The following is a 14,619-nucleotide window of genomic DNA, read 5'->3' as shown; positions in this document are numbered from 1 at the left end:
GCCATCTGACATCATTCGGTCTTGGAGGAGAACCATGGACAAGCTCGGTATCGGCATCATCGGATGCGGCAACATCTCATCGGCCTATTTGAAGGCGATGGCCTCGTTTCCGGTTCTCGACATCCGCGGCATCGCCGATCTCAACCGCGGGCTGGCCGAACAGAGGGCCGGCGAATTCAATCTCGCCGCCCGCGGCATCGACGAACTGCTCGGCGATGCGGGCATCCAGCTGGTCGTCAATCTGACGGTGCCCAAGGCGCATGTCGAGGTGGGCCTGCAGGCGCTGGCCAAGGGCAAGCACACCTATTCGGAAAAGCCGCTCGGCGTTACCTTCGCCGAGGGCCGCAAGCTTGCCGAAACCGCCAAGGCGAGTGGCCTGCGCATCGGCGCGGCACCCGATACCTTCCTGGGCGGGGCACATCAGACGGCGCGATCGATCATCGATACCGGCGTGCTGGGCACACCGGTCGGTGGCACCGCCACCTTCATGTGCCCAGGGCACGAGCGCTGGCACCCCAATCCGGACTTCTACTATCAGGCCGGTGGCGGGCCGATGCTCGACATGGGCCCGTATTACATCACCGATCTCGTCAACCTGCTCGGACCGGTGGCGAAGGTCGCCGGCTTCGCGATGACGCCGCGCAACGAGCGCATCATCACCAGCGAACCGCGCAATGGCCAGACGATCCCCGTTCACATTCCGACGCATGTCTCGGGCGTGATGGCTTTCCACAACGGCGCCGTCGTGCAGATCGGCATGAGCTTCGACGTCGCTGGCCACAAGCACGTTCCGCTGGAAGTCTACGGCACGGAGGGCACGCTGATCGTGCCCGATCCGAACCATTTCGGCGGCGACATCGCGCTCCTGAAGAAGGGCGGCGTTTTCGAGCCGCAGCCGACCACGGAACCCTATGCCGACGGCAATTACCGCTCGCTCGGCGTTGCCGACATGGCACATGCCATTTTATCGAACCGTCCGCATCGGGCCAATGGAGACCTCGCTCTGCACGTGCTCGAGGTGATGGAAGCCTTCGGCACCGCGGCGGAAACGGGGCAAACGGTCACCATCGCCACCAGGCCGGAGCGGCCGGCGCCGCTCTCGCAATCGCTGATCGACGGCCGTCTGGCCCGCTAGAAGAGATTTCAGAGGAGACTGACATGCGCGAAGCTTTGATCGTATGGGGCGGCTGGAGCGGCCACGAGCCGCAGGAATGCGCCCACATCATAAAGGACATTCTCCAGGAGGAGGGGTTCAAGGTCTATCTGGAGAACACCACGGAAGCCTTCGCCGACCCGTCGATCCACGACCTGTCGCTGATCGTGCCGATCATGACCATGTCGAAGATCGAGAAGGAGGAGGCGAAAAACCTGGCTGCCGCCGTCGAGACCGGCGTCGGCATCGCCGGCTATCACGGCGGCGCTGGTGACGCCTTCCGGGAATGCGTCGAATACCAGTTCATCATCGGCGGACAATGGGTCGCCCATCCGGGCAACATTATCGACTACACGGTCAATGTCACACGTCCCGACGATGCGGTGATGGAAGGCATCGTCGATTTTCCCTACACGTCCGAGCAGTATTACATGCATGTCGACCCTTCCAACGAGGTGCTGGCGACGACGACGTTCACCGGCGACCACGCCTACTGGATCGATGGCGTGGTGATGCCGGTGGTCTGGAAGCGCAACTACGGCAAGGGTCGCGTTTTCTACTCGTCGCTCGGCCACGTTGCCAAGGAATTCGACGTGCCGCAGATGCGCACGATCTTCCGCCGTGGCGCCAACTGGGCAGCGCGGTGATTCACCCGCGTCGGCCGCCCCTTTGATAGAGTGCCTGGACCCATCCGAAATTTATGTCTTGGTCGCAAAGTTCAGAACTGCAATCCTCACCGTGGCCATCGTCATCTGGTGTGTCACTTGGGCCTTGCGCTCCAAATCAAGTCAAGGAATCCCAGAAATGGGCACTGCGTCCATTTCTCATGCTTCCCAAAGATTTTGCACGCGCGGCCGGTCGACTAGTCGTCAGGCGTGGTTCATGAAAACGGTAAGAGGCCGGGATGGCATGGCTCGCCGCTTCGGTCTTTCTCGGCTGGGTTTCATGCGGTCGTACTTGAAGCACAGCTGAACAGATCAGGGTGAGGTGCGGGCATGGGGCTGTTTGGGATTCTGCTGGGGCTTGGCCTGCTGATGTGGTTCGCCTATCGCGGGTGGAGCGTGTTGCTCCTGGCACCTGCGGCCGCCCTCATCGCCGCCAGCATCTCGGGTGAGCCGCTCCTGCCGCATTGGACCTCGACCTTCATGAACGGCACTGCGCGTTTCGTCGGGCAGTGGTTCCCCCTGTTCCTGCTAGGCGGCATCTTCGGCAAGATGATGGATGACAGTGGTTCCATCACCTCGATCGCCCGCTTCCTCACGGAACGGCTGGGCACCAAGCGGACCATGCTCTCGGTCGTTCTTGCCTCCGCCGTCGTCACCTATGGCGGCGTCAGCGTCTTCGTTGCATTCTTCGTACTGGTGCCCATGGCGCGGGAAATGTTCCGCGCGGCGAACATCCCGGCGCGGCTGATGCCCGCCGCGATCGGTCTTGGCGCATTCACCTTCACCATGTCGGCGATGCCGGGTACACCCTCGACCAACAATGCCATTCCGATGCCGTATTTCGGCACGACCACCTTCGCCGCCCCGGGCCTCGGCATTATCGCGTCGATCATCACCTTCGCTTTCGGAATGTGGTGGCTGGCGCGCATCGAGGCGAAGGCGCGCGCTGCCGGGGAAGGGTACACGGATGACGATGCCGCCGTCGTCCTTACCGAAAAGGTGCGCGAACAGGCAACGACCTCCGGCGATTTTGATCCGAATGAACTGAACCATGGAAAACGCAGCGACAGCGGTCCATCCTTCCTTTTTGCGGTCCTGCCGTTGATCGTCGTCATCTCGGTCAATTTCCTGATGGCGCTGGTGGTGCTGCCCCGTATCGATTTTTCCGCCGCCGAAGCCGCGCTTGGCATCAACATAGCCTCGGCGATCGGCGTTTGGGCTGTTTTGCTTGCCTTGGCAGCGGCAATCGTCACCGTTATCGCCGTCAATTACGGCCGGTTCGGGAAACTGCGCGAAACCCTCGATGCGGGCGCCAATTCCTCCGTCCTGCCAATCCTGACCGTGGCAAGCCTCGTCGGCTTCGGTGCGGTCGTCGCGGCCATGCCGGCCTTCAACGTCGTCCGGGATGCCGTGCTGCAGATGCCGGGCGGCCCTCTCGTCTCGCTGGTCGTCGCAATGAACGCACTGGCCGCCCTCACGGGAACTGCTTCGGGTGGCATGGCGATCGCGCTCAATGCGCTCGGTGCCGAATATATGAGCCTTGCCGCGCAATACGGCATCGATCCCGCGCTGATGCACCGCCTGACGACCATCAGCGCCGGTACGCTCGATGCCCTGCCGCACAACGGCACGGTGCTCCTGCTCCTGCAGATCAGCAAACAGACGCATGCCGGAAGCTATTTCGACATGGTGATGACGGTCATCGTCAGCGTCATCATCTCTCTGGTCGCGGTCTTTGTGCTGGGGTCGATGTTCGGTTCGTTCTGAACTGGCTGCAGCGATCCGGAAACGGCCGGATTGGTGAAGATATTTTTGTCGGAGCTGCCGGACACGGAAGGTGTCCCGCCGACTTTCGAGGCTTTATTTGATCAACACTGCGGAGGTGGTACGATGAAAAAATTGTCCTTTCTGACCCTTGCACCGTTGCTGGTGATGAGTACCCCAGCCTTTGCCCATGTCGGCCATGGCGAACATGGCTCCTTCATGGCCGGTTTTTTCCACCCGCTCCTGGGCATGGACCATGTCCTTGCAATGGTCGTGGTTGGCCTGTGGGCGGCAACCCTGCAGGGACGCGCGCTCATCGCCGTTCCCGCGACCTTTGTCGGCGTGATGCTGCTCGGCTTTGTCGCAGCGCTCGCCGGCCTGCCGATTCCCTTCGTGGAGCCTGTGATCCTTGCATCGATTGTTGCCATCGGCCTTCTGGTCGCCATCGCTCAGCCTGTTTCGGCTGTGGCCGCGGCCGGAATTGTCGGCGTGTTTGCCTTCTTCCACGGCCATGCGCACGGCGCGGAAATGGTCGGCGACAGCGCTCTGTCCTTCGGTGCAGGTTTTGCGCTTGCGACGATGTTCCTTCACGCAGTGGGCATCGGTCTGGGTATCGCCGTCGGTCGCCTGATGCACGGTACTGCGGCTCTGCGGATCGCCGGGGGTGCCACCGCGCTCTGTGGTGTCCTCCTGATCGCAAACTGAGCTGCTAAGGGTTTCGGCGTAACAGAAGCTCGAATCCGCCGGTTCGTGTGCGGCTTCGGGTAAACCGCTTTGGGGAACACATGTGACATCGGAACGAACGCCCGTCGGCCTGCCCATCCAGCTTCTGCGGCTCGTGAGCCCAAGCCAGCCGGTTGGTGCCTTTTCCTATTCTCGTGGCCTCGAATGGGCGGTTCACGACGGGGTCGTGCGTGACGAAGCCACTGCGTCCAGCTGGATATTCGGCCTTATCGAGCACAGCTACGCCGTCTGTGACGCGGCCCTGTTCTGGCGCATGATGCAGGCGCTCGGCGCGGGTGATCGCGCCGCATTTCTGAAAGCCGATGCATGGCTATCAGCGACACGGGAAAGCCGGGAGATTGAATTTGAGGACAAGCAGATGGGAAGCGCGCTGATGCAGGTTCTCCACGACCTCGACGTCTCCTCGGCTCGATCCTTCGCCGACCGAAAGCTCGGCTATCCCGCCGCATTTGCACTTGCCGCTACCCATTGGACTATCGCGGCGGCCGATGCATTGCGCGGACTGTTATGGAGTGCCATCGAGGGGCAGGTGTCCGCCGCGATCCGGCTCGTGCCGCTGGGTCATACGGCCGGCCAGCGCCTTCTCGTCGCGGCAGGGGATGTCATCGAGCGCGCGGCCCTGAGGGCCGAGTCCATCGGGGAGGACGACATCGGTAATGCCGCGCCGGCGATGGCGATGGCCAGCGCATGGCACGAGACGCAGTACAGCCGGCTGTTCCGCTCATAGGCTTCCCTTGCAAACGCAAGTGAGCGGGTCGGCGCACCAAACCTTCGAACCAGTCCCGGGAGGGTTATGATTTGATTTCCTTGTTTCGCGGCCTTCGATATGTCCTCCTCCTTGCCGCAGCCGGTGTGCTTTTCGGCGCTTTCCTGATGTTCTGGGAAGCGATCCTGATGCTGTGGGAGAGCTTTCAGATGGCCCGGCTCGATCCGGATTTCTCGGTCATCGTTGGGGTCCTGCGCGCCACTGACAAGATCCTGCTGGGCATCGTCCTCATGGTTGTCGGCTGCGGCATCGCCCTTGGCTTTGCGCTCGACATTCCCGAGGCGCAGCGGTCAAGGCTGCCGCACTGGATGATTATCGATACGGTCGCGGAACTGAAGAACCTCTTCTTCCAGATGATCATCCTCTACTTGGTCGTTCATTTCGCAGCCCAGGTGGGCGAAGTGAAGACACCGCCGCAATGGGAAGCTCTCGTGCTGCCGATATCTGCGCTTCTCCTGGCAGGCGCGATGAAACTGACCGCAAGCTCGCATCATCTGTCGGAAGAGGTGCGCCGCGACAGAAACGACGATCAAACGAAGGAACCGGTCTGATGGGCTGGCCGCGCGTCCCATCCATTCCGTCAGCATGCAGGCTTCCGAAAGCCATTCGTTTTCGGGCGGAGTGACCAGCTTTTGAATAGCACAGGCCGTCGAAAGGGCGGATCTGAAAAAAGGATTTTCGCCGATGGCAGGTGGCTGGCAGGCCGAACTTGAACTGTGGTTTGCGAATTCCCACGGGAAGACGCGGCTGATGCGCCGGCGGCATTGTGGGCCGCTTGCCGTGCAGCGTGCCTTTCATCCGGAAGACGATGGCTCCGCCCATGTCTATCTCCTGCATCCGCCCGGTGGCGTTGCGGGCGGCGATGTACTCGACATCACATGCCATCTTGCGCCGCTGGCGCGTGCCGTCCTGACGACGCCCGGCGCGACGAAATTCTACCGCAGCGAAAGCGGCACGAGCGTCCAGCGTACCCTAATCGATGTCGGCCCCGGCGCGGTCTGTGAAAATCTTCCGCAGGAAACGATCCTCTTCGACGGCGCCGATGCCTCGATCAGCATCCGCGTCACGCTCGGCGAGGATGCCGCTTATGTCGGCTGGGATTTCATCAGTCTCGGCCGGCCTGCGGCGGGCGAACGCTTCGCCGACGGGCGCCTTCGCCAGCGCGTCGAGATAGTCCGCGGCGGCGAACCCATCTGGTTCGAGCAGATGGCATTTTCGCGCGCGCCGGAGGTGCTGGACGCGCCGCACGTTTTTGCGGGCCAACCCATCATGGGGACAATGGTTTATGCGGGGCCGGCGCTTGAGAACACGGTCGAGCGCATCCGTGATCAATTGGGCGCGGCGGCGCACGGCGTCTTCTCGGTAACCCAGCTCGAGCGCGTGATCGTCTGCCGCTACCTCGGCCAGCGCATGTCGGAAGGCAAGGCGCTCTTTCTGCAAGCGTGGAGCATCCTTCGCGAACGCGGCCTGATGAAAAAGGCCGTTGCTCCGCGCATCTGGGCAACGTGAACCGAAACGATGAGGACCAAGCAATGGAACTGCTACCGCGTGAAAAAGACAAGCTCCTGCTCTTTACGGCGTCGCTGGTCGCCGAACGCCGCAAGGCAAAAGGGCTGAAGCTGAACTATCCCGAGGTCGTGGCCTATATTTCGGCGGCCCTGCTGGAGGGTGCCCGCGAGGGACGGACCGTGGCGGACCTCATGTCCTACGGCGCGACGCTGCTGAGCCGCGACGACGTGATGGAGGGCGTGCCCGAGATGCTCCACGACATCCAGGTCGAAGCGACCTTTCCGGACGGTACGAAGCTCGTCACCGTCCACAATCCCATCCCGTAAGGAGGCCATCATGATTCCCGGCGAATATTTTATAGAGGACGGCTCCATAGACCTGAATGCGGGGCGGCAGACGTGCAAGGTCGACGTCGCCAATTCCGGCGACAGGCCCATCCAGGTGGGTTCCCACTATCATTTTTATGAAACGAATGAGGCTCTGCTGTTCGACCGCAAGGCCACGCGAGGTTTCCGCCTCAACATTCCGGCGGGAACGGCAGTCCGTTTCGAGCCGGGCCAGGAACGCACCGTGGAACTCGTGGCGCTCGACGGCAAGCGCGAGGTTTACGGGTTCAACGCCAAGGTTATGGGCAAGCTGTAGGAGGCACGAATGGGAACGATCACACGACAGGCCTATGCCGATCTCTACGGCCCCACCAAGGGCGACAGGATGCGGCTGGCCGATACGGAACTCGTCATCGAGATCGAGGAGGACCGCACCGTTTACGGAGAGGAGGTGACCTTCGGCGGCGGCAAGGTGATCCGCGACGGCATGGGGCAGAGCCAGCGCCCGGCGATTGAGGTCGCCGACATGGTCATTACCAATGTCATCATTGTCGATCACTGGGGCATCATAAAAGCCGATGTCGGCATCAAGAACGGCCGCATCACCGGCATCGGCAAGGCCGGTAATCCCGATATCCAGCCCGGCGTGACCATCATCATTGGCGGTGCGACGGACGTCATTGCCGGTGAGGGGCGCATCCTCACCGCCGGCGGCATAGACACGCATATCCACTTCATCGCCCCGCAGCAGGCGGAGGAAGCACTGGCAAGCGGAACGACCACGCTCGTCGGCGGGGGCATCGGCCCGACGGTCGGCACGCTCGCGACGACCGTGACGGCCGGGCCTTGGGCGATCCACCGGATGCTCGAGGCAGTCGATGCGCTGCCGATCAATGTCGGTCTGCTTGGAAAGGGCAATGTCAGCCTGCCCGAACCGTTGCGCGAGCAGATCCGCGCGGGCGTCGTCGGTCTCAAGCTGCACGAGGACTGGGGCACGACACCGGCAGCGATCGACAACTGCCTCACCATCGCCGACGAGATGGACATCCAGGTCGCGCTGCACAGCGATACGCTCAACGAGAGCGGTTTCGTGCGCGATACGTTCGCTGCGATGAAGGGACGGACGATCCACAGCTTCCATACGGAAGGCGCCGGTGGTGGCCATGCGCCCGACATCATTACGGCGGCCGGAGAGGAGAATATCCTGCCCTCCTCCACGAACCCGACACGGCCCTACACGATCAATACGATCGACGAACATCTCGACATGCTGATGGTCTGCCACCATCTCAGCCCGCAGATCCCCGAGGACGTCGCCTTCGCCGAGTCGCGCATCCGGCGCGAGACGATCGCCGCGGAGGACATCCTTCACGATCTCGGCGTCTTTTCGATGATGTCGTCGGATTCCCAGGCGATGGGCCGCATCGGCGAGACGACACTTCGTTGCTGGCAAACAGCGCACAAGATGAAGGTGCAGCGCGGCCCTCTGCCGGAAGACAGCGAGCGGAACGACAATTTCCGCGTCAAGCGCTACGTCGCCAAATATACGATCAATCCGGCGCTGACCCATGGCTTTGCCCACGAAATCGGCTCCGTCGAGATCGGCAAGCGCGCCGATCTCGTACTTTGGAAGCCGTCTTTCTTCGGGGTCAAGCCGCAGCTGGTCATGATCGGCGGGATGATCGCGATTGCCCCGATGGGCGATCCGAACGCGTCGATTTCGACACCCCAGCCGGTCCACTATCGCCGGATGTACGGCGTGCTCGGACGGGCGCTGGGTTCAACGGGTGTCACTTTCGTCTCGCAAGCCGCGCTTGACGACGGGATCGGCGAGAAACTGAAGCTGTCCAAGCAACTTGTTGCCGTCAAGGGTACCCGGACGGTCACCAAGAAGGACATGGTGCACAATAATCGCACGCCGAAGCTGGAGGTCGATCCCCAGAACTACAATGTGCTCGTCGATGGGGAACTGATCACCTGCGAGCCGGCGGACGCCCTGCCGATGAGCCAGCGCTACTTCCTTTTCTAGGCGCTGAAAAGGATGGGCGCGGCTGCCGCGCCTATCCTCCATCGACTGCGCCTGGATCGACGGGCGAAACGTGCAGGTCCGGATCTTACCCGAGGAGCAGAGATCAATGCAGTTGGATCGTTTTCGTGATCATCCGCCCCTGTCCTTCGTGGACTGGTCCCTGCGGGGCATAGGCCAGGTCGTCTTTCAGAACAATCCCCTGTCCGGGCTTGTGATCCTCGTCGCGCTTGCCTGGAATTCCTGGATCTACGCCGCGATCTGTATCCTCGGCGTCATCTCGAGCACGGCGACCGCCCTTCTCCTCAAGGCCGACAGAGGCATGATGCGTGATGGGCTGTACGGCTTCAACGGTGCGCTGGTCGGACTAGCCCTCATCGCCTTCACCAGCGAGGATTTTCGGACGGGTGCCGTGCCGTCCCCTGCGATGGCCGTCTATCTCATCTGCGCCGCCGCCTTGACGACGATGACCTTTGCCAGCACAGCCGCAATCCTGGGGCCTCACAAGGTCGCCCCCCTGACGATGCCCTTCGTCCTTGTCGGCTGGCTGTTTCTCTTTGCCGTTTTGAAATTCGATGCGATCGATGCGGGGCCGATGGCCAAGCCGATCTCGCCCGAGCAGTTTTCCGAAACGGTGCCCTATATTCTCTCGACATGGTATGAGGGAATAGGAACGTCGATCGGCCAGATATTCTTTCAGGACAACTGGATTTCCGGCTACGTCATCCTTGTCGCCATTGCGCTGAACTCCCGCATCTGCGCGGCAATGGGCCTTCTGGGCGCGATCGTCGGCACTGTGGTGGCGGCCCTTTATGGCGGCCCCGAAGGGGCGGTGCGGGACGGCCTCTTCGGCTACAATTCCGCCCTGACCGCGATGGCGCTCGGCGGCGTCTTCCTGGTTCTCACCTGGCGAAGCCTGCTCTATGCCATTTTCGGCGCCGTGGTTGCGAGCTGGCTCTGGGCATCCATCGCCATCTTCCTCAAACCGATCGGAATGCCCGTCCTGACATCCACCTTCGTTCTCGTCACCTGGCTCATGCTCCTGGGGCAGGGGGCATTCAAGGCCCTTGTGCCGGTGCAACCAGCCGATTCCACGACGCCCGAGGAAAACCGCGCGCGCTATCTTGAGCGGAAAACACTGGATTGAATGCGCGCGTTGCCCCTGGTCGTCTCCGAGAGGAGAAGGCCGGAGCCGGCTACTTTCCGGCAGCCTCGGGTACAGCGGGCTTCATGCCGAACAGCCGTTGTTTGAGAGCTTCCCGCGCTGTCTGGACGGCTACGTAAAGCACCGGGATCACTACAAGTCCCAGGATGGTGCCGAGCAGCAGGCCGCCAAGAACCGTGGCGCCGATCGCCTGGCGGCTACCGGCTCCGGCACCGGAGGCGATGACCAGCGGCACGACGCCCAATATCGAGGCGAGGGCGGTCATCAGCACGGGCCTGAAGCGCTGGGACGTTCCTTCGGTCGCGGCCTCGACGATGCTCATGCCCTCCTCTCGGCGTTCCTTTGCGAATTCCACGATCAGGATGGCATTCTTCGCCGCAAGACCAACGAGCAGCAACAGGCCGATCTGGGCATAGATATTGAGATCAATCCCTCCAACGACGAGAGCGCCCAGCGCGCCGACGACCGCGACGGCGACCGACAGCATGACGGCGACCGGCACGCTCCAGCTTTCATACTGAGCGACGAGGAAAAGATAGGTGAAAACGATCCCCATGAGAAGGATGAGCACCGTCTCGCTGCCCGCCTGCATTTCCTGAAGCGCAAGTCCTGTCCATTCGAAACCGAATCCGGACGGCATTGCTTCTTCAGCCAGTCCTCCCATGATTGCAAGCGCCTGGCCCGAGCTGGTACCGACGGCCGCCTGCCCGTTGACCGCGGCGGACGAAAACAGGTTGTACCGGTTGACCGAGCTTGCGCCGTAGATCGTCGAGATCGAAACCATGCTTTGCAGGGGAACGAGATCGCCGGACTGACTTTGCACCCTCAGGCGCTGAATGTCCTCGATGCGCTGGCGGAAGGCCGGCTCGTTTTGCAGCCGGACCTGATACACCCTTGAGAAAATATTGAAATCGTCGACATAGGCGGATCCCAGATGGGCCTGCAGCGTGCTGAAGATCGCCGCGGGCGAAACGCCATAGAGCTCGGCCCGCTTTCGGTCGATGTCGAGGTAGAGCTGCGGGACATCGGCCGAGAACGTACTGAACACGCCGGCAAGTCCGGGTGTCCGGTTTGCGCGAATGATCAGGTCGCGCATGACCTCGGCGAGTTCCTGCTGACTTTGTCCGGCCCTCGCCTGAAGACGAAAGTCGAAGCCGCCGGTGGTGCCGAGCCCGGGAATTGCGGGCGGATTAAAGGGCACGATCGACGCGGTCGATATCGCTGCAAGCTCGGGGCGCAGCCGGTTGATCAGGGAGAACACACTCTGGTCCGCTCCGCGCTCGCTCCACGGTTCCAGCGCCGAAATGATCATGCCGCTGTTCGAACCACCCCCGCCGACCATGCTGACGCCGGCAATGCCGATCGTATTGGCAATCCCCGGTGTTCGCTGAAGGAGGGAACTGACCTCCGCTATCGTCTGCTGGGTTCTTTCCAGCGATGCAGCGTTCGGAAGCTGCACGTTCATGAACATATATCCCTGATCCTCAGCCGGCACAAAGCCGGTCGGCAGAATGCGATAAAAGCCATAAATGCCGGCCACGACAGCGACGAAGAGTACGCCGGAAAGCACAAGACGGCGCGCAAAAATCGCAAACATCCGCAGATAAAACCGGCGGGACGCATCCAAGCCGCTGTTCAGCTTGCTGAAAATCCCTGTTTTGCGTTCCGGCGCGGGTTTGAGGATGAGTACGCACAGAGCCGGGCTCAGGGTCAGGGCATTGATCGTCGAGAAGACGATCGTCACGAGGATCGTGACAGCGAACTGGCGATAAAGTTCGCCGGTGATGCCGGCCAGGAACGCGACCGGAATGAAGAGCGCGGCAAGCACCAGTGTCGTCGCGACGATCGGGCCGGTGACCTGCTGCATGGTGGCGAGGGTCGCGGTGCGAATGTCCATGGCCTGTTCGCTCATCAAGCGCTGGACATTTTCCACGACGATGATGGCGTCATCCACCACGAGGCTGATCGCCAGAATGACGGCGAAGAGCGTAATCGTATTCGCCGAATAGCCCAGCACGTAAAGAACAGCAAAGCCGCCGATCAGCGACACGGGGATCGTCAGGGATGGGATGACGGTCGCGCGCCAGTCCTGCAGGAATGCAAAGACCACGGCAACGACGAGCACGAAGGTGATCGCGAGCGTCTCGAAGATCTCGCGGATGGTCTCCCGCACGAAGGATGTCGTGTCGAAGACGAGCGTATAGGCGACGTCATCCGGGAACTGCGTCGAAAGCCTTTCCAGTTCGCCGAGAACGGCTGTCGAGACCCCGAGCGCATTGGCGTCGGAGGACTGGTAGACGACGACGGTCGCGCTCGGGCGGCCGTTGAGGGTGGAAGCCGTGTCATAGGACTGGGCGCCGAGTTCCACGCGCGCGACGTCGCGAAGCCGGACGACCCCGCCGTCGCGGTTGCTCCTGACGATGATATCGCCGAACTCGGCCTCGCTGGCGAGCCGCCCGCGCGCCGTCACAGTAAGCTGCATCTGCTGTCCCGTCGTGGCGGGAGGCGAACCGATCTGGCCGGCCGAGGCCTGGGCATTCTGCGCCCGGATCGTAGAGCTGATATCTGCTGCCGTGATGCCCAGCGCCTCCATACGGTCGGGATTCATCCAGATGCGCATGCTGTAGGTCGGCCCGAACACGCTGGCCTCGCCGACACCGGGAAGGCGGGCGATGGCATCGCGAATGTTCACCGACGCGTAGTTGCTGATGAAGACCTCGTCCCTGGTGCCCTTCGGGGAATAGATGGCCAGGCCGAGCAGCATGCTGGACGAGCGGCTACGGACCGTTACCCCGGCCTGGGTGACGGCGGCCGGAAGGCGGGGCGTTGCCAGAGCAACGCGGTTCTGGACGTTGACCTGGGCGATCGCGGGGTCGGTCCCCGCTTCGAAGGTCACCGTCAGGCTGTAGGTGCCGTTATCGGAGCTGGACGAAGACATGTACATCATGCCCTCGACGCCGTTCACCTGTTCTTCGATCGGGGCGCCGACGCTGTCGGTCATCACCGTTGCGTTGGCACCGGGATAGCTGGCGGAAACCTGGACTTCCGGCGGTGTGATCTGGGGAAACTGCGCGACCGGAATCTGCAGGAGAGCGACCGTGCCGGCGATGAGCATGACGACCGCGATCACCATTGCGAAGCGGGGGCGGCCGATGAAAGGGGCGGAAATATTCATTTGGAAACCGCCGGTTGAGATGCGTCTGCGCCTGTGGCGATCTCCACCACGGATCCCTCCGTAATGTTCTGGAGTCCGTCGACAATCACGCTTTCGCCACCCACCAGTCCGGTTTCGACGATCCAGTTTCCATGTGCCTGCTCGGCTACGGTGATGCGGCGCTGGATGACTTTCCTGTCCGGATCGACCAGCATGACGTATTTGCCCTCGCGGTCCTGCTGTACCGTGCCGAGGGGGACGGTCGGGCGTTCGATCCGTGCGGTTTCGGAGGCGACGACCGTCACGAATTGGCCGGGGATGAGCAGGAGGTCGGGGTTGGGAAAGAGCACCCGAACGGGAAGGGTCCCAGTTCGCTCATCGACCTCGCTTCCCAGGAATGCGATCGGCGCCTTGTGTGCGTAGACTTGCCCGTTCGATAGCCTCAGGGACGTTTTGTACCGGCTGGCAAGGTCGTCCTTGCTTACTCCGCCGGCAGCATCCCTAAGTTCGAGCAAGGTGCGGTCGCTCACCGAGAAGACCACCCGAATAGGGTCCATCTGCACGACGCGCGCCAATGCCGGCGAGGCGGAATTGACGAAGCTGCCTGCCGCAAGAGCGGCCGTCCCAATGCGCCCTTTCAGGGGAGAGGTGATGTGGCTGTAGCTGAGGTTGAGCTCAGCCTGTCTTACGGCCGCTTCAGCCGACTGGACGCTCGCAGCGGCCGTGTCGCGCGTGGTCTCGCTCTGCTCGGTTGTCGCACGGGCGACGGACTGGTTGAGGGAGCGGTTTCGCACAAGCTGCCGTTCGGCATCGACCAGGGTTGCTTCGGCGCGGGCAAGGGAGGCTTTCGCATCGGCCAGCGCGATGTCGAGCGCGCGGCTGTCCATCCGGAACAACTCCTGGCCTTTTTCAACGGAGGAACCTTCCTCGAACAGCCGTTCGTCGATAAAGCCGTCGATGCGGGAGCGAATGTCGATGGCGTTGAGTGCTTCCACACGGCCCACGAATTCGTGTTTCGGTGAAACATCCTCCAGTGTAACGGTGAACGTTGTAACCTTCATGTCTTCAGCGCGCGCTGGAGCCAGTATCAACTGCGAAGCTGCGATCAGCGAGGCGAAAAGGACACCAGAAAAGCTGTCGGAAATTCCCATGTTCCACTCCGGAAAACGTCAATGCCCGCGGCCGAGGCCGTGAACAAAACCCAGAGGCGATCATCGCGTTCCGAGCGTCGGCAAGGAATCATATTTCTGCATGGCGCTGGGCGGAAAGGGAAAATGCCTTTAAATCCCGGGGATTTGCCGTCATCTACGGAAAAATGGACCCGGTGCATGAAGCCGGGATAAACTG

13 protein-coding genes are annotated in these 14,619 nt (G+C 62.0%); 11 read left to right on the top strand and 2 right to left on the bottom strand.

Features of this window, described 5'->3' with window-relative positions; genetic code table 11:
• Nucleotides 1-34: 34 nt before the first annotated feature.
• The 11 genes from ACST81_RS01650 to ACST81_RS01600 all read left to right on the top strand — a co-directional run bounded on the left by ACST81_RS01650 (nt 35) and on the right by ACST81_RS01600 (nt 10,100).
• Nucleotides 35-1,135, top strand: a complete 1,101-nt coding sequence (locus tag ACST81_RS01650; RefSeq protein ID WP_438751070.1) for a Gfo/Idh/MocA family protein — start codon at nt 35-37, stop codon at nt 1,133-1,135.
• 23 nt (nt 1,136-1,158) lie between these two features.
• Nucleotides 1,159-1,800, top strand: coding sequence for a ThuA domain-containing protein (locus ACST81_RS01645; RefSeq protein ID WP_438751069.1), 642 nt, complete (start codon nt 1,159-1,161; stop codon nt 1,798-1,800).
• Between the two features lie 348 nt (nt 1,801-2,148).
• Entirely contained in the window at nt 2,149-3,585 is a 1,437-nt protein-coding gene (locus ACST81_RS01640; protein WP_438751068.1) for a GntP family permease, read from the top strand.
• A gap of 123 nt (nt 3,586-3,708) precedes the next feature.
• Nucleotides 3,709-4,287, top strand: coding sequence for a HupE/UreJ family protein (locus tag ACST81_RS01635; RefSeq protein WP_438751067.1), 579 nt, complete (start codon nt 3,709-3,711; stop codon nt 4,285-4,287).
• Between the two features lie 82 nt (nt 4,288-4,369).
• On the top strand, nt 4,370-5,053 hold the full coding sequence (locus ACST81_RS01630; protein WP_438751066.1) for an urease accessory protein UreF: 684 nt from the start codon (nt 4,370-4,372) through the stop codon (nt 5,051-5,053).
• A 71-nt stretch (nt 5,054-5,124) separates the two neighbouring features.
• Complete coding sequence (locus tag ACST81_RS01625; RefSeq protein ID WP_438751065.1) at nt 5,125-5,643, top strand: YqhA family protein; 519 nt, start codon at nt 5,125-5,127, stop codon at nt 5,641-5,643.
• 133 nt (nt 5,644-5,776) lie between these two features.
• Entirely contained in the window at nt 5,777-6,601 is an 825-nt protein-coding gene (locus ACST81_RS01620; protein WP_438751064.1) for an urease accessory protein UreD, read from the top strand.
• A 23-nt stretch (nt 6,602-6,624) separates the two neighbouring features.
• Entirely contained in the window at nt 6,625-6,927 is a 303-nt protein-coding gene (ureA, locus tag ACST81_RS01615) for an urease subunit gamma (protein WP_438751063.1), read from the top strand.
• Between the two features lie 10 nt (nt 6,928-6,937).
• Complete coding sequence (locus ACST81_RS01610; RefSeq protein ID WP_438751062.1) at nt 6,938-7,243, top strand: urease subunit beta; 306 nt, start codon at nt 6,938-6,940, stop codon at nt 7,241-7,243.
• A 9-nt stretch (nt 7,244-7,252) separates the two neighbouring features.
• Entirely contained in the window at nt 7,253-8,956 is a 1,704-nt protein-coding gene (gene ureC / locus ACST81_RS01605) for an urease subunit alpha (protein WP_438751061.1), read from the top strand.
• A gap of 106 nt (nt 8,957-9,062) precedes the next feature.
• Nucleotides 9,063-10,100 (top strand): urea transporter, encoded by a 1,038-nt coding sequence (locus tag ACST81_RS01600; protein ID WP_438751060.1) that lies wholly within the window; start codon nt 9,063-9,065, stop codon nt 10,098-10,100.
• Nucleotides 10,101-10,149: 49 nt separating this feature from the next.
• Here the strand turns inward: ACST81_RS01600 and ACST81_RS01595 are convergent, their stop codons facing one another.
• Nucleotides 10,150-13,293: an efflux RND transporter permease subunit gene (locus ACST81_RS01595; RefSeq protein WP_438751059.1), complete on the bottom strand. Its 3,144-nt coding sequence runs from the start codon at nt 13,291-13,293 to the stop codon at nt 10,150-10,152.
• The gene (locus tag ACST81_RS01590; RefSeq protein WP_438751058.1) at nt 13,290-14,423 is read right to left on the bottom strand and encodes an efflux RND transporter periplasmic adaptor subunit; all 1,134 of its coding nucleotides are present in this window, start codon (nt 14,421-14,423) and stop codon (nt 13,290-13,292) included. The genes ACST81_RS01595 and ACST81_RS01590 overlap by 4 nt, the downstream gene beginning before the upstream one ends.
• Nucleotides 14,424-14,619: the final 196 nt, after the last annotated feature.

Source organism: Pararhizobium sp. O133 (assembly GCF_051669845.1).
Lineage (GTDB): Bacteria > Pseudomonadota > Alphaproteobacteria > Rhizobiales > Rhizobiaceae > Pararhizobium.
This window is presented reverse-complemented; position numbering and strand designations above follow the sequence as displayed.

Bases quoted from the DNA above. Each gene is read 5' to 3' on its own strand.
- ACST81_RS01650 (WP_438751070.1), top strand. From the start codon at position 35: ATGGACAAGCTCGGTATCGGCATCATCGGATGCGGCAACATCTCATCG.
- ACST81_RS01645 (WP_438751069.1), top strand. From the start codon at position 1,159: ATGCGCGAAGCTTTGATCGTATGGGGCGGCTGGAGCGGCCACGAGCCG.
- ACST81_RS01640 (WP_438751068.1), top strand. From the start codon at position 2,149: ATGGGGCTGTTTGGGATTCTGCTGGGGCTTGGCCTGCTGATGTGGTTC.
- ACST81_RS01635 (WP_438751067.1), top strand. From the start codon at position 3,709: ATGAAAAAATTGTCCTTTCTGACCCTTGCACCGTTGCTGGTGATGAGT.
- ACST81_RS01620 (WP_438751064.1), top strand. From the start codon at position 5,777: ATGGCAGGTGGCTGGCAGGCCGAACTTGAACTGTGGTTTGCGAATTCC.
- ureA (WP_438751063.1), top strand. From the start codon at position 6,625: ATGGAACTGCTACCGCGTGAAAAAGACAAGCTCCTGCTCTTTACGGCG.
- ACST81_RS01610 (WP_438751062.1), top strand. From the start codon at position 6,938: ATGATTCCCGGCGAATATTTTATAGAGGACGGCTCCATAGACCTGAAT.
- ureC (WP_438751061.1), top strand. From the start codon at position 7,253: ATGGGAACGATCACACGACAGGCCTATGCCGATCTCTACGGCCCCACC.
- ACST81_RS01600 (WP_438751060.1), top strand. From the start codon at position 9,063: ATGCAGTTGGATCGTTTTCGTGATCATCCGCCCCTGTCCTTCGTGGAC.
- ACST81_RS01595 (WP_438751059.1), bottom strand. From the start codon at position 13,293: ATGAATATTTCCGCCCCTTTCATCGGCCGCCCCCGCTTCGCAATGGTG.
- ACST81_RS01590 (WP_438751058.1), bottom strand. From the start codon at position 14,423: ATGGGAATTTCCGACAGCTTTTCTGGTGTCCTTTTCGCCTCGCTGATC.